We start from the raw sequence: 19,821 nt of genomic DNA on the forward strand, positions 1-19,821 counted from the left end.
GATGCGGCGGATTTCCTCTAAATCTCACACCGCTCAAGCCGAGTTAAGCAGCATCTCCGTCACAGTTAGCTCGCGAGACTGCCGACAAATTCGTTGATCTTGTCCAGAACGGGCTGCTGATCGCCCGCGAAGGGCCAGTGATCGGCACCGTCGAGCTCGACGAATTGCGCCTGCGCGATGTGGCTGGCGAGATGCCGGCCGGCGCTGATGCGAACGGCGCGGTCGTCGTGACGATGCAGCACCAAGGTCGGCACTGAAATTCGGCCCAAGAGATGCCGCACATCCATGTCGCGCAGCGCCACGAGCACCCCCTTGATGGCTCCCGGGCTCGACGCGGCGCGAAGCAGGCCTGCCCACCAGACTCTCGCCTGAGGATCGCCCGACAGGCTCGGCGCGAATGTCTCAATGCCTGCAGGGCCGCCCCAGACCGCGACGAGCTCCTGCAGCCACATGTCATACTGACTCGCCTGAAGTGCGTGGGGATAGTCGTGTGTTGTGGTTCCCTTCGCCAACGAGGCGAACAGAATGAGACCGGCAACGCGGCTCGGGCAATCAACGGCAAACTTGATGCATGCTGGCCCACCCTCTGACGCACCGAACAACACGACCCTTTGGCTGCCGGCGGCGTCTAGCACGGTGCCGATGTCCTGCGCGGTCGCGTCGACGTTGGGATTGAACCCGACCCGGTCGGAAAGCCCGACGCCGCGACGATCGAGCAGGATGAGACGGCCCATCCCGGCGAGAGAAGACAGGAACGCCCGGCACCGGGGCTCCTCCCACACCCGTTCAACGTGAGACACGAAACCGGGCAGCATCAGAACATCAATGCGGCCGGTGCCGTAGGTCTGAAATGCCAGATGGACGCCGCCACTGCTGACGTAGCGCGTCGAGGGCGGGTCCTCGATGGGCAACGTTGCGCCGGCATCAAGCAGCGCGCGGGTCTCGGATTCGGGGGCGACATTCAGCTCGTCACGGAGGCGCTGCGTCAGAGCCCCAAGGTGCCGCTGCGCCGTGGCCCGGTCTCCTGCGAGCAGAAGGTTGCGGACGAGGTGCCGACCGTACACTTCGCTGAACGGATCAAGCTCAGCAAGACGGCCGGCATGCGCGGCTGCGGCCGCGTAGTCGCCCGCCGCATTCTTGTCGTGTACCACTCGCTCGAGTGCTTGAATCACCCGGCCGCGCAGGGCCTCTCTGCGAAAAAAAGCCCACTCGTCAAACTGTGGGCAGTCGCCCGGCGAAAAACCCTCGAGAAAGTCGCCGGGATAATGGCGGCACGCCCGCTCGAACTCGCCGCGATCGCAGGCTTGCTCGAACAGTTGGGAATCCACCTGCAGAGTGATCGCTGCAGACCATCTAATCGTAGACCGATCTATAGTAAGTGTATCGTCGCCGAGCGCGTGCTGGAGGCGATGCAACAGACGCCGCAGCCGCGCTCGTACAACCTCTTCACCGCCTTGCGGCCACAACATGGTGGCAACGACGTCGCGCCCGACTGAGCCCTCCGCTTCGGCCAGGTAGACCAACAGAGCTAGGCCTTTGCGCAGGGGCAACTGGCACAGCCGGTGATCCCGACGGATCTCGGGAAATCCAAGCGTCCGCACGCTGAACAGAGCCATGGCGAGGCGACCCTCAATGAAGGCGTCCAAGGGACGCTCAGGGGACGAACCAATCCTACCATTCCTGCAAATGAAGGTCGCGGGACTTATTGCGACGGATCGAACTGGAGGATGGCCATGAAGAAACTTGGTGAACATGCGATCGTGATCGGCGCCAGCATGAGCGGGCTGCTGGCTGCCCGGGTACTGTCGGATTTCTATACTATCGTCACCGTGCTCGAACGCGACGCGTTTGCGGATGCAGACGTGCCGCGCAAGGGCGTGCCACAAGGCCGTCATACCCATGGGCTCCTTGCGCGCGGCAGCGCGGTACTCGAGGAATTCTTCCCCGGATATAACGGCGAGGTCGTTGCGCAAAGCGGCGGCTTGATCGGTGATGCGGCCAACGATGTGATCTGGATAGGCCACAACGTCAGGCTTGCTAACAGCGCGAGCGACCTGATCGGTCTGCTTGCAAGCCGTCCCGTGCTCGAAGGCCATCTACGCCGACGGCTCATGAGATTGCCGAATGTGCGCGCCGTCGAAAATTACGCGGTGCGGGGTCTTGCGACCGACCCCGTTCACAGGAGCGTGACCGGCGTGCGTGCATATGCCGAGGGCAAGGCAGAGGAGACCATCAACGCGGACCTTGTCATCGATGCGACTGGCCGTGGCTCTTGCAGTGCGGCCTGGCTGGAAGAGTTGGGCTACCATCCTCCCGTCAAGGAGAAGGTCGAGATCCGCATCAGCTACATGACTCGTACTTATCGACGTCGATCTACTGATCTCGATGGCAAGCACGGTATCGTTGTCGCCGGTAGTGCGCCGAACTGGCGCAACGGCGTCATGCTCGCGCAGGAAAGCGACAGCTGGATCGTCAGCACCGGCGGTTATTTTGGCGACGATGCGCCCGACAACGACGAAGGCTTTCTCGCGTATCTTGCGACGTTGCCGACCATGGAGATTCACGACGTTGTCGCAAGGGCGGAACCGTTAACCGATTACAGGCGCTACCGCTACGTCTCCAACCTGCGTCGGCGGTACGAGAAGCTCGCACGTTTCCCCGAAAATTACGTGGTTTTCGGTGACGCCATCTGCAGCTTCAATCCTGTCTACGGGCAGGGCATGACGGTCGCGGCAGAGGAAGCGCTGGCGCTGCAGCGGTGCCTGCGGGCAGGTTCGAACGATCTTGCGCGTCGATTCTTCGGGGCGGCCGCGAAGATCGTCGATATTCCGTGGGACATTGCGGTTGGCAACGACCTGCGCCATCCACGAGTCAAGGGCGCCCGCCCGCTGATGCTGCGTTTCATCAACTGGTACATTGGCAAGCTTCACCTTGCCGCGACAGACGACAGCACGCTGGCGACAGCGTTTCTTGAGGTCGTAAACCTCATGATGCCGCCGTCGTCGCTGCTCAGCCCCGCGGTCGCCAGGCGGGTCTGGCAGGGCAACCGGAGGCGTGCTATCGGTTCTCTCGCCTGCAATCGAAGCAGCGAGGCGGAATAGCGCATCTCATGACCGGGCATCACGGTGTTGACCGGCGCAGGCGTCTACCCTGCGCTCGCCATCATGACGCTCCACGAAATGTGCCCTTTACGAAACCGAACGTTCACGCCGGCGGGTTCAAGCCAAGGTCCGGAAAACGGCTTCTTGTCGCCCCTTCACCGCTACTTTGTAAACGTTGGCCGCGGCCGACATCTGAAAGGCGGTCTCACGTGAGCGAATGGCCGTTGGCCTTTGAGAACGGCCATTTCGTTTGCGGCGAACTGGATGACGGCAATGGGTCGGGTGCCGCCGATCGCCGTCCCTTCAACTCCGCCGTAAAATAGCTTCGCCTGTGACCGCGGGAGTACAAGGCACTATGAAAATCCGTACGCGGTTCGTCACCGCAATATTGGCGGTGCTCGTCGCCATCGCGGTGCTCTTTGTCCCGTTGCCGCAGCGAATCGGGCTCGACACGCGCATCGTTACGGTTGCGTCGGTACAACGCCCTCCCACGGTCGTGTTCGACTATGTCACGACGCCGGCTCACTGGCCAGTCTGGCATCCGTCATCGCTCGCGGTCAGCGGTTCGGTGGACCATTCGCTCGATGTCGGCGAGCAGGTAACGGAGGAATTCAGGGTGGCGGGCAGGCGTGGCCGCGTGGTGTGGACAGTCGTGACACGTGTGCGCCCGAGCAGGTGGGTGATAGCAGGAAAGATTGACGGCAGACCGGCCGGCACCGTCACTTATTCGCTGATATCGACCGTGAGCGGAACGCGTTTTGAACGTGAGTTCACTTATCGCGCGCCGTCGTTGTGGTTCGCGATATTGAACTGGTCCGTGCTTCGCGCGCGGATTCAATCTGAATCGGATACGGCAGTCTTGCGACTTAAGAGCCTTGTGGAAGCGTCACCGCAGCATTAGCAATGTCGCTCGGCTGGCGTTGTGACGTGGCGCTTTCCCGACCAGGCTGGATCCTTGGGTACAAGTCTGCTGGTGGCCATTCGTGAGGTCAATCGCAGTGCAAGAGGGTGCCATATGTGGAACCGGGTCAGAGTCGGCGCGCGGGCCAGGAACGGACGTCGAGGTACCAGCTTGGGATCGCTCTGAAGCGGACTTTTGCGAACTGTTTCGCGCACGCACCGAAGAGGTCACAGGACCATCGAGTCTGGGGAACGTGAACCCGGCGGAGTTCGCATTGCCCGGCTTTGATTCGCGCGTCGCGCTGGTCAGGTTCGGCGCGACGTGGACGCCCTTCAAGCGCGCACGACCCAAGCAATCGCCCAGCCACGACGACGGCAATGCCGGCGGCGCGTTCGCGCTGGACATCGCCACGCGGCGCGGGCGCGCAAGGCCGCGCGCGTCGATTCACGCTTTTGGCTTAATGTTCTGGTTGACTCTGAACAGGTTATTGGGATCGTACTTCGCCTTGATCGAGGCGAGGCGCTCGTAGTTTGCGCCGTAGCTTAGTTCGACTCGGTTCTCGGCCTCGTCGGCATCGAGGAAGTTGACGTAGGCGCCTTCCAGATTGAACGGATGGATAGCCCTCCAGTAGGCACGGCCCCAGGTCTTAAGCGCCTCCGCGTCCTTGGGATCCGGACTAATCGCGGCAATTACCATCGAAAAAGACGCGTCCCGCGCGCTCCATGGCGTGGCATCCCTGGGTACCCGCCGAACGGCGCCGTCTATGGGGTAAAGGTGCATCAGGCAGAATGGGGTCGGTGCGTTGAGCGCGTTGGCGATGTGCACGTCGATCGCCTCATCAGGCAGCGCCTTGACAAAGTCGCCCTTCCAGTACCACTGCAAGCCTTTAGGGAAGAACGGGTCGAACAGACTGTTGATGGCAGTCCACGGCATCTCGCCCATCCAGTTGAACAGCGGGTCGGGCAGTTTCTCGAGCAGCGAGGCCATGAGCTTCTGACCTTCTGGGATCGGCCCGTTGAAAGCGCCGATCAGAGCACAGGCGCGTTTGTTCCAGTGCTCGTTGGGGAAGGGATCGGTTGGAGGCACGGTTTTGAGGCCGACAAACAGACCCAGCTCTTCGGGGGCGTGTGGGATGAAGTCGCGGTACATCGCCATAACCTGCCGGGCGTCCTGGGCGTCCCAGAAGATCGGACCGGCGAACACCATTCTGGCCCAGTGGGCCTGAAACAGAAAACTCGTGACCACGCCGAAGTTACCGCCGCCGCCGCGCACCGCCCAGAAGAGGTCAACGTGCTGGTCCTTGTTAGCGGTGACGAAAGAGCCGTCGGCCAGCACGACATCCACCTCCAGCAAATTGTCGACGGTGAGGCCGTGCTTGCGCGTGAGGTAGCCGGTTCCTCCGCCCAAGGTCAGGCCTGCGACCCCGGTGCTGCCGACGATGCCGACCGGTACGGCGAGGCCAAAGGCGTGGGTCGCGTGATCGAGATCCGCTGCAGTGCAGCCTGGATCGACACGCACGGTGCGGCTCGCTGGGTCGACGCGCACGCTGCGCATCTGCGACAGATCGATGACCAGCCCACCGTCGCAGCTGCCCAAACCGGGGCCGTTGTGTCCGCCTCCACGGATTGCGAGAAGCAGTTGGTTATCGCGCGCGTAGTTGACCGCCGCTATGACATCGGCGGCGTCGGTGCAGCGAGCGATCACCCTGGGCCGCTTATCGATCATGCCGTTGTACAGCGCTCGCGCCTCGTCGTAGTCCTTGTCTGACGGACCGATCAGCCTCCCGCGAAATCCCTGAATCGCAAATTCGTCCATGACGCCGCCCTCTTTAAAGAGTTACTCCATTGCGCGCCCGCGCGACGACGCGCTGACGTACCAGGAAGCCTCGCGCCGAACAGTGCACAGGAACGAAATCGGCGCGTGGGACCAATCAGCATTTACGCACGTATCTGCTAGCCGTACGCGTGCCTTAGCCTCGCCCCTCACATGATCAAAAGCATAGTGCTTCGATGGAACTTCCGATCGGCAACCGGAAGAAAGACGAGCGAGCAACCTGTCAAATGAACCAATCGGCGGCCGCTCTTTGTCCAGGAGAAAAAAGGGGCGCGTCCAACCAGAGAACTTGACCGGCCAGACGGCATGGAAGCGCCCGTCGCAGCCTCAAATGGTCATCTGAATGGCCGCTGCCGGGAATTCCCAAGGTCTCTTTCGGGTCCGGGATATGCCATTGATACAGCCAGTCGCCAGCAAGGGATCGCGCGGAGTACGGTCCCATTGCCGACGTTCGGTGAGGACACCCAAGATTCTGCATCGCTTTGCAGGTTTACTGTGGCGGCACAGTGACTACACTTGGTAAGGCTCGCGGATCTCAGGTGCGCGGCCTTCTCGATTCGTTGCGCACACTCCACGCCGTCCCGAAGAGCAGTTCGAGGAGGCTGCACACATTGTTTCTGCGGCGTGCTCGTCGTGTTGGTCCATGAAACAGGAGGAGACAATCATGCAAACCGTAATAAGGACATATTCCGGAAAGGGTGCAAAGGAGCTATTCGATCTGCTGGAGAAAAGAGCGGCTGACGTCGAAGAACTGCTGCGTTCGGTCAACGGTTTCGTCGGCTACACGCTCGCACGCAGCGGCGATGGCGGATTCTCCGTTACTGTCTGCCAAGACAAGGCGGGCATCGATGAAAGCGTGCAAAAGGCGAAGGACTGGATCGCGAAGAACGCTGGAAACACGGGCGCGGCCGCGCCAGAAATATCGGAGGGATCAGTCCTCATTCACCTGAAGTAACTTTGCCCCTCCACTGGCACCCCTGAAATCAGCGCGCGGATTGCGAAGTTGCAAGCGGCCTCACCGGCTGCTGCACAAGCACACTTCTTGCCCAGTTCACCGGAGCTTTTACATTATCCGGAAGAGCCCACTGAGCGGATTGAGAATTCCGCGATCTCATGAGGGGGCTGCGGACGGCTTGTGTTGAACCCGGCAGCGTTCTCCGCGAACAAGCAGCACCACGCCGCTGCCGGTCCAACGTACGCATCCGTTTTGTTTTCATCGAGCGGCGAGTCGCGGACAGCCGAGGACGTGACTCATGTCAAACGTTGAACGGCCGGTCCGGGAGAGGATCACCTGGCCCGAGTGGGTCCGATCAGTGCCTGACGCGGCCGGATCGACGTTGCACGCGTCGCTGGCTCTCGCATTGGACCGTGCTCGGCCACAACCCGTTATTCGCCAGCGACTTCGGCCGCCAGCTGGAAAGTGAATCATAGCGCCGTGACGTTGCGCCTCGTGCCGTTACGTACCGCGCCCACGCCGCGCCAACAAATATGGGCATTTACGATGAGGTTTCTTTGCTAAGGGTGCCAAGGGGCGCTGAGTTACTAACGGATGCGGTTGTTCGGTCATTCAACGACCGGGTGGGAAAAGAATAGCCGATCACACCTTCAGGGTGAGGCCTGCCAAGCGATCAGCACGACGCCCTGCACGCGGCCGACGCGCTCACCGCCGGGCAGGATCACGAAAACAATTAGCGCCATCGCGGCAATCCAGACGAGATTCATGATGCCGCCGACGAACAACAATGCATTAGCAGCCAACAGCAACCCACGCAGTAAATCCGATGACGCATCCCGAGCTGGATGCTGCCTGCGACGCCAGCACGCCAGTGCGCAGTGAGGAAATTGACTGGTGAACGGCACTGCGTCAGGCAGGCGCGCTTGAGCTGCGACAACTGATAGACACCCGGACCCGATGCTACGTCGAGAAAAAACGCGCGCCCTGACTGATACCGAGCGTATCGAGCAAGGCGTCGTTCGACTGCGTGGTCAACTCAGTGAAATACTCGTGACAAGGTCCTGCTACCGACTCGCAACTTTCGCGCTCAAATGCGCCGAAATCGGTTTGTTCGATGGATTCGACTCCTCTTGACCATGAGCTCGACAAGTGAATGATGGCTATCACCGCCGCTCTGCCTGGCGTCCGAATTTATCGGCGGCAACGACACGGCGCAGATGATGGGTTCTGGCAAAAACTTGCGCCAGCACGGTCCTCATTCGGCAAAAGCGATGACTGCGAACGCCGACAGGACCTGTCGAAATTTAGGCTTTTCACCGAATAATGCGAATCCAATATGCCGATGGTTTGTTTTTCCCCTGTCGCTTTCAAGGATAGATTGGGGCGAAAGGGGAGGCCTGACGCGCCGGCGCGCGCAAAGCGTTAAACGCCGTTGCGACGCGCCGAGATGGGGCTGCTGCTGCTGGCGGTCTCGACACCGTTATGGGTGACCTCGGTCTGCCTCAAAGAATCACGCCTCCTGCGTCGGCAGTGGTACAGACTGGCGCGGACGTCCGGGCAAGAATGACCTCCCTGCGAAGCGCGCAGCCGCACAATGACATGTACGGGCAAGTAACATTGTTATTACGTCGGCGTTATATGAAAACGACGATCCGCAGAATGGGTAATTCGCAGTGTGTGCTGATTCCAAAGCCCGTCCTCGTGCAGCTTGGGTTGGAGAACGAAGTCGAAATGGAAGTGGAAGACGACGCGATTGTGCTTCGGCGCCCGCGCCACAAAGCGCGTGAAGGTTGGGCCGAGGCGAGCAAGGCGCTAGCCGATGCCGGTGACGACGCAGTGGTGATGGGTGAGTTTGGAAACGCCGACGATGCGGAGTTCGCATGGCAGTGCGCGGCGAAGTCTGTCTCGTCGGGCTTGATCCGACATTGGGAAGCGAAATTCAAAAGACACGGCCCGGTGTTGTGGTGTCGCCGCCTGAAATGCACGACCACCTGCGAACGGTCATCGTGGCACCGATGACCTCGAAGGGACGCTCGGCGCCTTTCCGCATCCCAGTGACGTTCAAACGAAAACACGGGTTGATCCTGTTTGACCGGATCCGGGCCGTAGACAAGGTGCGCATGGTAAAGAAAGAAGGCGCAATTGCCGATAGAACGATGTCGGACACCCTGCACATCTTGCAGGAAGTGTTTGCTGAGTAGGAGAGGCAATGGTCGAAAGACTCTGGACCGTGGCTCGCTTTCCCAGCGGCGCGTGGAGGTTCGGCGGCAAGCGGAGCGGCCCCGTATACTCCGAATGTGAGCTTTGGGAGATCAGCGCTGTGACGGGGAGAGCGGCGGGAAAGAAGGCGCAGGCAAAGCGGAGCCGCAATCGCACGCAAGCGTCCACGGATACGCGAGCGGGCGCGAACAATGGGACGTCAATGGGTGAAGTGAAGCTTTCATTCGGCGAAGGGTTCAGGGGCCTGACGACGGGGAGTGTCCACCACGTTCTCTCCGATCAATACGCGTACCTTGCGGTTCTCGAATTCTTTGAGCGCGTGATCGATATCCGTGGAAGCGCCCCCTCGCGGATTTTATCGCGCATTGCTATCACAAGCGCTTTTGTCGGCACGGACAGCTGCGAGGTTGACGACAGCATCGAGCCCATTTGTTCTTCCTTGGCGTTGCTAACGTTCTTTCCACGCTCCCGTCTCCACCTTGCACGTCCTTAAAGATACCGCCATTCTCCCCTGACGCGGACCTACGTCTCCGCCATCCGCCAACTCTTGCCAACCGGTCGCTTGGCGGCCCCATATCCAAGCCCGCCCGCACCGTTTTGCACGGCGCCATCTTACTTAGCAACACTGATTTAATTATTGCGGCGATCTTTGCAACGCGACAATACACAACGCGCATGCGCTTGCTCTGTGCGTTAGACCACATGTGAACGCGTCGCCGCAAGAGGGCGGTGCAAGCGTTGCGACACATCTTGCGGCAAACGTTCCAGAAGTGTTTTTCTGCACGCGTGCATCGAGATGTACTGGCTTATTCCCGTTCAAGATCGATTTCATCCGGGTTTTTCCACTCGTCAAAAGGGCGTCTACGCGGTGTGGTGTTTTCGCCTTACACAACATCATCAATGCATGGCTGGCGTGCTGTATCGCGTTTGAAACACTTCGAGTCTATTGCGATAGCACAAGCGGGCCATTGCCGTGCATCGGCCTGCGTCAAGCGAGCCCTTGGTTTCATTTGGCTATTCGCGTCCCTGACGATGATTTCGCATTCTTCGAACAGTTCATCGATGAAACGTATTTAGCCCTCGATGGTTGCACCGCAACATCCTTCAGCAGTCGAATTGTTGCCGGTAAAGGATTGGGCACCTCCTGGCACGGGCTTCGCTATATGCCTCGCCGGCTGCTGGACCCGGTCGTTGCGATAGCAGTGACTGCTTGCCGAATAAGACCCTGAACTTCTACGCCGCACGCCAGACCTCCGAGGCTCTCTGAATGTTCTCCATGCGTCATTTGCATGACGCATGGCCTCGATTTGTCTGAACGTCGGTATCGACAAACGAGGAACCATGAAAACGAAAAGCTCTAGCCGACGCAAGCGCGCGGCTGTCAAGGCGACAGCCCTGCTGCTGATGCTGTTGATGCGTGACTATTGCGCGCCGCAGCCGAGCGCTGCGTCGGAGGCACCGGGGAACGTCGCAGAAGGGACCATCGCGAAAACCACGGTTGCACAAGGGAAGGTCGTGTCCGAACGCGATCAGCTTCGCAAACGCGTTTTTGAAGAAGCCAGCGCGGGCGCTCCGCAAGTTGCGTTGCAGGAGGCGCGTGCCAGTGCGGATGCATTCTCCGAACATGATCTGCTGCAGATCGAAGCGCTCGTCGTTGAAACGGAAGTGCGTTGGGGACGTCAGCAATCGCTCGCCACGGACGAGCCCGATCGGCTTGCGCAGACCCGGGCCGCGCTTCACCACATCGACGACATGCTCGGTCGCATGCCGGCCGGCGAAGACTACGAGGACCTGCGCCGTGCGGTGCTCGCCGAACGTGTCGCGGTACTGCAAGGCGTCGGGCGCATGAAGGAAGCGACGGCGCTGTACGAAGATCTCGCGCGCTCGCCGCAACCGATGCCTGCGCATACCTACGCCGCTGCGGGTGACGCCTACACCTATCTCGACGAGCCGCGCAAGGCCGCGCCGGCTTATGAGCGTGCGTTGCAGACGCCCGTCGAGCCACTCACGCCGTCGCTCGAACCGCACGCGCTCAAGCGCATCGACGTGCAGGAAGGTCTCTTCTTTGCCTACCTCGACTCGGGCCGTTTCGAGAATGCGCAGCAACTACTGAAGTCGATCACGGTGAGCACGCCGATTCGCGCGGATCTCGCCGAGCATCCGGAAGACGTCAGCGAAGACTATGGCCGTGTGAAGAAGCTGCAGGCTCAGTACCTGCTCTACACGGACCGCACGCGCGAAGGCGTTGCCGCGCTCGACAACCTGCGTCACGAAGCGCCGTTCGATCCCGCGTTGATCAGCGCACGAGCGGATGCAACGCTTGTGCAGCAGCGCCCGCATCAGGCGGAGCAGGTCTACGCGGGCACGCTCGTCGATCACCCAGGCGACGTCGAAACGCTTGCGGGCCTCGGCAGGACCGCGTTGCAACTGAACCAGTATGACCGCGCCGCGGAAGTCAACGCGACGTTCGGCGACCGCTTCCCGGACAACAACACGGTGAAGACGTTTCAACGCGACTTCGAGGCATACAAGAGCCCGCAACTGATCGTCGCGGCGAACGGACAGAAGGGCAACTCGGTCATCGCGGACAACGACTGGGGCGTCGATACGCAACTCTATTCGACGCCGATCGCGAACTACTGGCGCGTCTTCGCGCATCAGTTCAGCGGACGCGCAAACACCGGCGACGGCAACAGCGTGAGCCGCATTCGCAACGGCATCGGCGGCGACTTCCGGTTTCATGGCATTGATGCAGCCGCCGAAGTGGACCGCTCGACAGGACCGCAGGCGAAAACGGGCGGCGCCGGCAGTCTGCGCTTCGCGCCCGACGATCACTGGAAATTCTCGGCGGGCGTCGACAGCAACGTCAACACGCTGCCGTGGAAGGCCTATCGGGCGGGCGTAACGGGCCGCGCGGCGACGGGCGAGATCCGCTACGACGTGGACGATTACCGCTACTTCGAACTCGCTTACGGTGCCGTGCGCTACAGCGACTCGAACCTCAATCAGTCGTGGGTGGCGACGTGGTACGAGCGCCTGATCAACACGCCCAGCCACCTCGTCGCGACCTGGGTCGAGCTGAATACGAGCAGCAACACGCTCACGAACGCCGCGTACTTCAGTCCGCATCGTGACCTGACCGCGCAGCTCACTGCGATGTACCAGTGGACCTCGTGGCGCAACGCGGATCAGTCGCTCGCGAACCGCGCCTATGCAACGGTCGGTGGCTACCGGCAGACCGACATCAGCACCAGCATGCTGTGGGAGGTTCGCCTCGAACAGCAGTGGCAGTTCAGCGCGCACGCATCGCTCGCCTACGGCATCGGTGTAGCGAGCCAGCGCATGGACCGCGTTCGCGAGACCAGCAAGCTCATCTACCTGAACCTGAACATTCCTCTGTAGGCCATCATGGACAAGCTCACCCGCAGACGCTTTCTTGCTTTCGCCGCCGGGCTCGCCGCGGTCCCCGCCGCGCAGGCGCGCGTCGCTCTCGACCGTTTGCCGCCGCCGGACGCCGACGACGGCCTCACGTTCCGCGTGCTCGCCATCCACGACGTGCGCGACGACCTTCACGCGGACGTGTCGACGGTCGCCGACACCTGCGCGATCAGTACCGCGACGCTTAGCACGATCTTCGCGTGGCTGAAGGCGAAAGACTTTCACCCGGTCAGCGTCGATCAGATCGTCGCGTCACGCAACGGCGGGCCGCGCCTGCCGCCGCGCGCCGTGCTGCTCACCTTCGACGATGCCTATAAAAGCCAGTACACCCGCGCGTTCCCGCTGTTGCAGCAATACGGCTATCCGGCGCTGATCGGCGTCGTGACGCGCTGGACCGATACGCCGGCCGGTCAGGCGGTGCGGATCAGCCACAAGTCCGTGATGCCGCCCGACTACTTCATGAGCTGGGACGATCTGCGCGAAATGGCGCAATCCGGTCTCGTCGAAATCGCGTCGCACACGCACGACATGCACCACGGCGCGCTCGCGAATCCGCAAGGCAACGAGCTGCCCGCCGCCAGCGCGCATCTGTATCTCGCCGATCTGGAACGCTATGAAACCGACGACGAATATCAGGCACGCGTGCAGGGCGACCTGCAGCGCAGCGCCGATCTGATCAGGCAGAACACGGGCGTCACCGTGCGCTCCGCGGTATGGCCGTACGGCATGTACAACGCCGCGCTGATCAAGGCGTCGCAGGCGCTCGGCATGGCCGTGCACTTCACTCTCGACGACGGGCCGAACACGCCCGACGTGCCCCTCACGCAGATCCGGCGCCTGCTCGTGTCGTATGACTGGGACGTCGGCACGATGATCGCGCAGATGCGTTCGTCACGAGCGTATCGCGGCGAGCACAACCCGGTGGAGCGCGTCGTCAACGTATCGCTCGACCAGATGTACGACCGGGACCCGCAGAAGAGGGAAGAGAAGCTGGGCCGGCTGCTCGACCGCATCAAGGATCTCGAACCGAAGTCGGTGTATCTGCAGGCGTATTCGGACCCCGACAACACCGGTGTTGCGCGCGCGACGTACTTCCCGAACCGCCACCTGCCGATGCGCGCCGATCTGTTCAACCGCACTGCGTGGCAACTGATCACGCGCGCCGGCGTGCAGGTCTACGCCCGCATGCCACTGCTGGCGTTCGCATTGCCGCCGCAGCATGCGGCTTCGGGCCGTCTCGTCGAAGTGGCGGCCGGCAGCCCAAATGCCGCGCGCAACGTGCGCATGCCGCGCCTTAGCCCATTCGATCCCGTCGCGCGCAGCGTGATTCAGGACCTTTACGACGACCTCACGCGCTATGCGAGCTTCAACGGCGTGGTGTTCGGGCCAGACGCGGCGCTCAACGCCTATGAAGATACGAGCGCTGCGGCGCTTGCTGTCTACCGGTCGTGGGGCCTGCCGGCCGACATCGCGCAGATCCACGCATCGGACGATCTGATGCAGCGCTGGGTCGCCGGCAAGACCGCGTATCTGAACGCGCTCACGAACCAGCTCGCCGAGCGGGTGCGCGCCTATCAGGGCGGCGGCAACGTATTGACCGCGCGCACGCTGCCCGCCGAAGCCGTATTCGATGCGAACGCGGAGCGCAACTTCTCGCAGAGCCTCGCATCGTCGCTCGTGAATTACGACTTCATCGCACTGGTCGCGGCGCCCGGAGCCGCCGGTGAACGGCCGGACGATGCATGGCTCGACGGACTGACAAAGGCAGTGGGGAAGCAGCCGGGCGCACTGGCGAAGACAGTGTTCGAGTTGCCGGCCGTCAACCGTGAGTCGCAACGCCCTGTCGAAGCGGGCGTGCTGCGCGCGCAGATGAAGCGGCTCAATGCGGCGGGCGTCGTGCACCTGGGCTACGGGCCCGACGACTTCATCGCGAACCGGCCGGACACGACCGTGTTGCGCGACGTGATGTCGGTGCAAAGCACGCTGCGATCCAACCAGGGAATGTTGGGCTGAGTGTCGGGTGAACCCGCCACGCACAGCCCTGCTAGGGGACAACAATGAAAAATGTGATGAGCGTCATATCGAACTTCGTCTTTTACTATCCGCTGCTGATGGCATATCTGTGGATGGTGGGCGGACTGCTGCACTATCTGCTGATCGAACGGAAGCACGCGAGCCAGAAGACGGCCGGACCGCTGCCGTCTTATCCGAAAGTGTCGGTCGTGGTGCCCTGCTACAACGAGGCGGACAACGTGCGCGAGGTGATTGCGTGTCTGGATCAGCTGAACTATCCCAACTACACCATCATCGCAATCAACGACGGCAGTCGTGACGAAACGGGCGCGATCCTGAACGAGCTGGTCAACGTCTATCCGAAGCTGGTGGTCGTGCATCAGCACCAGAACGAGGGCAAGGCAATTGGCCTCACGACGGCCGCGATGCTGAGCGACGCCGAGTACCTGATGTGCATCGACGGCGACTCGCTGCTCGACAAGGAAGCGATCGGCTGGATGCTGCGCCACTTTATCGATGATGCGTCGGTGGGCGCCGTGACGGGCAACCCGCGCATCCGCACGCGCTCGTCGCTGCTGGGACGCATGCAGGTGGGAGAATTCTCGTCAATCGTCGGCCTCATCAAACGCACACAGCATTTGTACGGGCGTTTGCTGACGGTATCGGGCGTGGTGTCGATGTTCCGCAAGCGCGCGTTGCAGGAAGTCGGCTACTGGAGTTCCGACATGCTGACAGAGGACATCGACATCAGCTGGAAGCTCCAGGTGCAGGGCTGGCACGTTCATTTCGAATCGCGCGCGCTGAGCTGGATCCTGATGCCCGAGACGCTCCGCGGCCTCTACAAGCAGCGTCTGCGGTGGGCCAAGGGCGGTATCCAGGTGCTGTTCAAGTATGCGGGTGAGGTGCTGTCCCGTCGCAACATGATGATGTGGCCGATCTTTCTCGAATACGCAGTCAGCATCGTGTGGGCGTACTGCATGCTGTTCACACTCGTGATGATGGCGATCACGGCGATATTTACGCTGCCGGAAACATGGCGCTTCGCGTTCGTCCCGCGTGGCACAGGTGTGCTGCTGTTCGCCACGGGCTGCGCGCAGATCCTGCTCGGCTGTCTGATCGACCGGCGCTATGACAGCAACCTGTTGCGTTATTTCATCGACACCGTCTGGTATCCGGCCGCGTTCTGGGCCATCAGCATGATTGCGTCGGTCATCGCATTGCCCGGCGTCGTCAGCCAGCGGCGCCGCAAGCGCGCGCGCTGGGTCAGTCCCGATCGCGGCATCCGCGCGAGCGGTGCCGTGACGGTCGATTCATCCACAGGGTTGGCTGCGCAACCGGAGCACGATGCCTCGCTCGAACTTACGCAATCAAGTCAACCTTCCTGACAAGGGCACACACCATGAACTTCCCGATCATCGATGTTTCGAAGCAGTCCATCGCTCAGTTCACAAGAGAATCCAGCAAGGCCCAGGCGATGCGCTCGGTCGCGTGGTATCGCGTCGTGCGGCCGGCGCTCGTGCTCTGCATGTGGGTGCTGGCGGCCGTCTACTTCCGCTGGTGTCTTGCGAATGCGAGTCCCGAGGAGTTGTCACTCGACGCGTTCATGCCAGGCATCACCGGCATCGCGGCCGTCGCCGCGGCGATGATCATCTGGACCTTCGGGCGCCAGATGGATGCGATGAACACCAACCGCGCGCGCCGGATGCCCGTCAGCGATGACGTGTCCTACGATGCCACGCGCGAAATTGCCGTCGGCAACGCGGGCCGCTGCCTCGTCGCCTATCACGACGACGACGGCACCATCTCGCACGTCGTGTCGATGCCCGAGTTCGAGCGTCAGGCGGCCTGAAGGCGCCGCGCAGATATTACAACCCGTATTGAACGCACCACGGAGACCACCATGTGCGGAATAGTAGGAGCAGTGGCGCAACGCGACGTTGTCGCGGTTCTGACCGAGGGATTGCGCCGCCTCGAATATCGCGGCTACGACTCGTGCGGTGTTGCGGTATGGCAGCACGGGGCGCCGCGCCGCGTGCGCAGCGTCGAGCGCGTCGCGAATCTCGCGGCGCAGATCGAGGAAGCACGGCTGTCAGGTACGGTAGGCATCGCGCATACGCGCTGGGCGACGCACGGCGCGCCCGTCACCGACAACGCGCACCCGATCTTTTCGCGCGACGAGATCGCGCTGGTTCACAACGGCATCATCGAAAATCATGAAGCACTGCGTGAGGAACTAAAACGGCTCGGCTACGCGTTCGAATCGGATACCGACACGGAAGTGATCGCGCATCTGATTCACTACATGCGCGAACAGGACGAATCGCGTGATCTGCTGACGGCCGTGCAAGGCTCGTTGCAGCGTCTGCGCGGCGCGTATGCGATCGCGGTGTTCGCGAAGAACGAGCCGGACCGCGTGATCGGCGCGCGTGCCGGTTCGCCGCTCGTGATCGGGGTCGGCGAGAGCGGCACTTATCTCGCGTCGGATGCAATGGCGCTGTCAGGCACCGCGGAGCATTTCATGTTCCTCGAAGAGGGGGACGTCGCAGTGCTGTCGTGCGATGGCGTGCATATCGTCGATCGCGACGGCGCGAGCGTGCGGCGTGAAGTGCAAACGCAGCACGCGAGCCACTACGCGGCGGAACTCGGCCCGTATCGCCACTACATGCAGAAGGAAATCTTCGAGCAGCCGCAGGTGGTCGCCGATGCGACCGAGCGCGTGCGCGCGATCGCGCCCGCGCTGTTCGGCGCGAAGGCGGAACGCGCTTTCGGCGAGATCGATTCGCTGCTGCTGCTGGCGTGCGGCACGAGCTACTATTCGGCGCTGACGGCAAAATACTGGTTCGAATCGATCGCCGGGATTCCCACGCAGGTGGAAATCGCGAGCGAGTATCGCTATCGCGAGAGCGTGGTGAATCCGTGCGCAATGGTCGTCGTCGTATCGCAATCGGGCGAGACGGCCGATACGCTCGCCGCGCTGAAGCACGCGCAACAGATCGGCCATCACCATACGCTCGCGATCTGCAACGTGCCGCACAGCTCGATGATGCGGCTCACGGAATTGCGGTACCTGACCGGCGCCGGACCGGAGATCGGCGTCGCATCGACGAAAGCCTTCACGACGCAACTGGTCGCGCTGTTCCTGCTTGCGCTCACGCTCGGCAAGGAACGCGGCCACGTGCGAGCCGACCAGGAAGCGCACGCATTGCGGCAACTGCATCATCTTCCGGCCGCGCTGAACAGCGTGCTCGCGCTGGAGCCGCAGATCGTCGCATGGGCGCAGGCGCTGGCGCGCAAGGAGCATGCGCTCTTTCTTGGGCGCGGCGTGCACTTTCCGATCGCACTGGAAGGTGCACTGAAGCTGAAGGAAATCTCGTACGTGCATGCCGAGGCGTATCCAGCGGGCGAGCTGAAGCATGGGCCGCTCGCGCTCGTCACTAACGAAATGCCGGTCATCACGATTGCGCCGAACGATGCGCTGCTCGAAAAGTTGAGGTCGAACATGCAGGAAGTGCGCGCGCGTGGCGGACAGCTGTTCGTGCTTGCGGATGCCGATGCGCAGGTCGCAAGCGGCGAAGGGGTGCGCGTGATCCGGCTGCCCGAGCACTATGGGCCGCTGTCGCCGATCCTGCATGTCGTGCCGTTGCAGTTGCTCGCGTATCACACTGCGTGCGCGCGGGGCACCGATGTCGACAAGCCGCGCAACCTCGCGAAATCCGTCACCGTGGAGTAACCGGACAGCATGCGAACGACCTTTGCAGTTCTCGCAGTGGCGGCCGCATGCGGCCTCGCGTCTGGCCTCGTCCCGTGCGCGTCGGCGGCCGGGGCCAGAGCGAAGGCGGCCAGCGCGCAGCGCGTGCCGACGGGCGATCTGCGCTCCTATATGCACGGGATTGGCGTGACGACCGACGCGCGCGGCGTATCGACCGTGTTCTTCAGCAGCTCGGGCCTGCCGCCACGCGGCGCGGGCCGCGACCGTAACTGGACGCACGACGTGTACATCGCGCGCTGGACGCCGCAGCAGGCGAAGCTCGGCAAGCCCCACGTGTTTATCAGTCGGCCGGAAGCGCAGGAGCCGGTGTCGGTTGCGCAGAACGACGGTGGCCGCGTGATGGTGACGTTCGAGGACGGATGGAATACGCCGAACGAGGTGAGCCAGCGTTACGGCGTCTACACGTCGAACCTTCATGATGTACGGCCTTATCCGGTCGACGTACTGTCGGGCGGTCATTCGGGGCACGTCGCGGCGGTGGGCCCGCGCTTCGTTGTGTTCTATTCGAACGACTGGATCGACGGTGGCGGCGTCGACAATCTCGGTACCGGTAACGGCGTCTACGCAAAGATCTATGACCGTAATGGCGCACTGATGCAGGCGGTCGATGTCGCGCGGCGAGTGCGCGAGTGGTGGCCGATGATCGCCGGTTCGCCGACGCGCGCGCTGCTCATGTGGCAGCAATACGTGCCCGGCGAGACATTCGCGCGGCTCAAGGCCGCGACGCTCGACCCCGCGACCGGCGCGCTCGGCGAGCCGCGCGTGATTGCACCACGCTTGCAGTACTACACGTATGCGGCGGCTTATGTGCCGTTCGTCGACCGCTTTCTGGTGGTCGCCACGGGGGCCGACGGCAAAGGCTTTGCGCAACTCATCGATCAGAACGGCGAGATCACCGCGACGCTCGCGTGTATGCCGGCGTCGGTGCGTGAGGCGGGTATCGCTGTGATTGGCGATCGAGCGTTCACGCCCTCACAGGATGGACGGCTGCTGCATTTGCGCGTGACGGCTTCGTCGATCGAACTGGAAGGCACGCAGCCATCGCCGATCAGATGGACCTACACCGGCAGCGTCGGGCTCGTGCGCTCGCAGACGCAATTGCATTGGGTCGCAACGAGTCCGAAAGGGCTGCAGGAAGCGGAGTTCGACCTGAATTCGGTGAAGCCGGAGACGGCTGCGGATCGCTGTGAGACTCCGTGAAGAGGGCTGATCACCAACTGCAAGTCACGCGCGGCATCGACCTTCGTACCCTCGTCATCCGGGCGAACAGCCCGAAATTTTTTAATCGCTAACGACATGAATATCGTGATTCTGGCGGCAGGCACCGGTAAGCGCATGCGTTCCGCGCTTCCCAAGGTGCTCCATCCCCTGGCCGGCCGGCCGCTCCTCGCTCATGTCATCGACACTGCCCGTACGCTCAAGCCAATGCGGCTCGTCGTGGTGATCGGCCATGGCGCAGAAGCCGTACGCGAGACCGTCGCCGCGCCCGACGTGCAGTTTGCCGTGCAGGAACAGCAGTTCGGCACGGGCCACGCGGTGCAGCAGGCTTTGCCGCTTCTCGATCCTTCCGTGCCCACGCTCGTGCTTTACG

General features: G+C 62.2%; 13 protein-coding genes and 2 pseudogenes. 12 read left to right on the plus strand and 3 right to left on the minus strand.

Annotation, left to right across the window (positions count from 1 at the left end; translation table 11 throughout):
- Positions 1 to 65: 65 nt before the first annotated feature.
- Entirely contained in the window at positions 66 to 1,616 is a 1,551-nt protein-coding gene (locus C0Z16_RS33835) for an alpha/beta hydrolase (protein WP_102636352.1), read from the minus strand.
- Between the two features lie 111 nt (positions 1,617 to 1,727).
- On the opposite strand from C0Z16_RS33835, the gene C0Z16_RS33840 reads away from it, so the two are divergent.
- The gene (locus C0Z16_RS33840) at positions 1,728 to 3,101 is read left to right on the plus strand and encodes an FAD-dependent oxidoreductase (RefSeq protein ID WP_244201460.1); all 1,374 of its coding nucleotides are present in this window, start codon (positions 1,728 to 1,730) and stop codon (positions 3,099 to 3,101) included.
- A 355-nt stretch (positions 3,102 to 3,456) separates the two neighbouring features.
- Positions 3,457 to 4,002: an SRPBCC family protein gene (locus tag C0Z16_RS33845; protein ID WP_102636354.1), complete on the plus strand. Its 546-nt coding sequence runs from the start codon at positions 3,457 to 3,459 to the stop codon at positions 4,000 to 4,002.
- 444 nt (positions 4,003 to 4,446) lie between these two features.
- Here C0Z16_RS33845 and C0Z16_RS33850 read toward each other — a convergent pair whose 3' ends face one another.
- Positions 4,447 to 5,817: an FAD-binding oxidoreductase gene (locus C0Z16_RS33850; protein WP_102636355.1), complete on the minus strand. Its 1,371-nt coding sequence runs from the start codon at positions 5,815 to 5,817 to the stop codon at positions 4,447 to 4,449.
- Positions 5,818 to 6,499: 682 nt separating this feature from the next.
- Between C0Z16_RS33850 and C0Z16_RS33855 the strand changes: the two genes are divergently transcribed.
- A complete protein-coding gene (locus C0Z16_RS33855; protein ID WP_102636356.1) occupies positions 6,500 to 6,790 on the plus strand; it encodes a hypothetical protein in 291 nt (96 codons plus the stop codon).
- 650 nt (positions 6,791 to 7,440) lie between these two features.
- On the opposite strand, the pseudogene C0Z16_RS33860 reads toward C0Z16_RS33855, so the two are convergent.
- Positions 7,441 to 7,739, minus strand: a pseudogene (locus C0Z16_RS33860) (DUF2182 domain-containing protein); the annotation flags it as partial.
- Positions 7,740 to 8,428: 689 nt separating this feature from the next.
- On the opposite strand from C0Z16_RS33860, the pseudogene C0Z16_RS39105 reads away from it, so the two are divergent.
- The 9 genes and pseudogenes from C0Z16_RS39105 to C0Z16_RS33915 all read left to right on the plus strand — a co-directional run.
- A pseudogene (locus C0Z16_RS39105) lies at positions 8,429 to 8,674 on the plus strand (AbrB/MazE/SpoVT family DNA-binding domain-containing protein); the annotation flags it as partial.
- A complete protein-coding gene (locus C0Z16_RS33875) occupies positions 8,671 to 8,991 on the plus strand; it encodes a type II toxin-antitoxin system PemK/MazF family toxin (protein ID WP_102636358.1) in 321 nt (106 codons plus the stop codon). The pseudogene C0Z16_RS39105 and the gene C0Z16_RS33875, both read left to right, overlap by 4 nt.
- A 1,360-nt stretch (positions 8,992 to 10,351) precedes the next feature.
- A complete protein-coding gene (gene pgaA, locus C0Z16_RS33885; protein ID WP_102636359.1) occupies positions 10,352 to 12,412 on the plus strand; it encodes a poly-beta-1,6 N-acetyl-D-glucosamine export porin PgaA in 2,061 nt (686 codons plus the stop codon).
- Between the two features lie 6 nt (positions 12,413 to 12,418).
- On the plus strand, positions 12,419 to 14,461 hold the full coding sequence (gene pgaB, locus C0Z16_RS33890; protein WP_102636360.1) for a poly-beta-1,6-N-acetyl-D-glucosamine N-deacetylase PgaB: 2,043 nt from the start codon (positions 12,419 to 12,421) through the stop codon (positions 14,459 to 14,461).
- A 56-nt stretch (positions 14,462 to 14,517) separates the two neighbouring features.
- Positions 14,518 to 15,846 carry a poly-beta-1,6-N-acetyl-D-glucosamine synthase gene (pgaC, locus tag C0Z16_RS33895; protein ID WP_102636361.1) on the plus strand — a complete coding sequence of 443 codons (1,329 nt, stop codon included), beginning with the start codon at positions 14,518 to 14,520 and terminating at the stop codon, positions 15,844 to 15,846.
- Between the two features lie 14 nt (positions 15,847 to 15,860).
- Positions 15,861 to 16,310, plus strand: coding sequence for a hypothetical protein (locus C0Z16_RS33900; RefSeq protein ID WP_102636362.1), 450 nt, complete (start codon positions 15,861 to 15,863; stop codon positions 16,308 to 16,310).
- A gap of 51 nt (positions 16,311 to 16,361) precedes the next feature.
- On the plus strand, positions 16,362 to 18,191 hold the full coding sequence (gene glmS / locus C0Z16_RS33905) for a glutamine--fructose-6-phosphate transaminase (isomerizing) (RefSeq protein WP_102636363.1): 1,830 nt from the start codon (positions 16,362 to 16,364) through the stop codon (positions 18,189 to 18,191).
- 9 nt (positions 18,192 to 18,200) lie between these two features.
- Entirely contained in the window at positions 18,201 to 19,430 is a 1,230-nt protein-coding gene (locus C0Z16_RS33910) for a hypothetical protein (protein WP_102636364.1), read from the plus strand.
- Positions 19,431 to 19,526: 96 nt separating this feature from the next.
- A partial coding sequence (locus C0Z16_RS33915; RefSeq protein WP_158244565.1) for an NTP transferase domain-containing protein occupies positions 19,527 to 19,821 on the plus strand: 295 nt, incomplete at its 3' end.

The sequence above is a fragment of the Paraburkholderia rhynchosiae genome (genome assembly GCF_002879865.1).
GTDB lineage: Bacteria > Pseudomonadota > Gammaproteobacteria > Burkholderiales > Burkholderiaceae > Paraburkholderia > Paraburkholderia rhynchosiae.

Coding starts and splice junctions, on each gene's coding strand:
- pgaA (WP_102636359.1), top strand. CDS start 10,352: ATGAAAACGAAAAGCTCTAGCCGACGCAAGCGCGCGGCTGTCAAGGCG.
- glmS (WP_102636363.1), top strand. CDS start 16,362: ATGTGCGGAATAGTAGGAGCAGTGGCGCAACGCGACGTTGTCGCGGTT.
- C0Z16_RS33855 (WP_102636356.1), top strand. CDS start 6,500: ATGCAAACCGTAATAAGGACATATTCCGGAAAGGGTGCAAAGGAGCTA.
- C0Z16_RS33910 (WP_102636364.1), top strand. CDS start 18,201: ATGCGAACGACCTTTGCAGTTCTCGCAGTGGCGGCCGCATGCGGCCTC.
- C0Z16_RS33840 (WP_244201460.1), top strand. CDS start 1,728: ATGGCCATGAAGAAACTTGGTGAACATGCGATCGTGATCGGCGCCAGC.
- C0Z16_RS33900 (WP_102636362.1), top strand. CDS start 15,861: ATGAACTTCCCGATCATCGATGTTTCGAAGCAGTCCATCGCTCAGTTC.
- C0Z16_RS33850 (WP_102636355.1), bottom strand. CDS start 5,817: ATGGACGAATTTGCGATTCAGGGATTTCGCGGGAGGCTGATCGGTCCG.
- C0Z16_RS33875 (WP_102636358.1), top strand. CDS start 8,671: ATGGCAGTGCGCGGCGAAGTCTGTCTCGTCGGGCTTGATCCGACATTG.
- pgaB (WP_102636360.1), top strand. CDS start 12,419: ATGGACAAGCTCACCCGCAGACGCTTTCTTGCTTTCGCCGCCGGGCTC.
- C0Z16_RS33835 (WP_102636352.1), bottom strand. CDS start 1,616: ATGGCTCTGTTCAGCGTGCGGACGCTTGGATTTCCCGAGATCCGTCGG.
- pgaC (WP_102636361.1), top strand. CDS start 14,518: ATGAGCGTCATATCGAACTTCGTCTTTTACTATCCGCTGCTGATGGCA.
- C0Z16_RS33845 (WP_102636354.1), top strand. CDS start 3,457: ATGAAAATCCGTACGCGGTTCGTCACCGCAATATTGGCGGTGCTCGTC.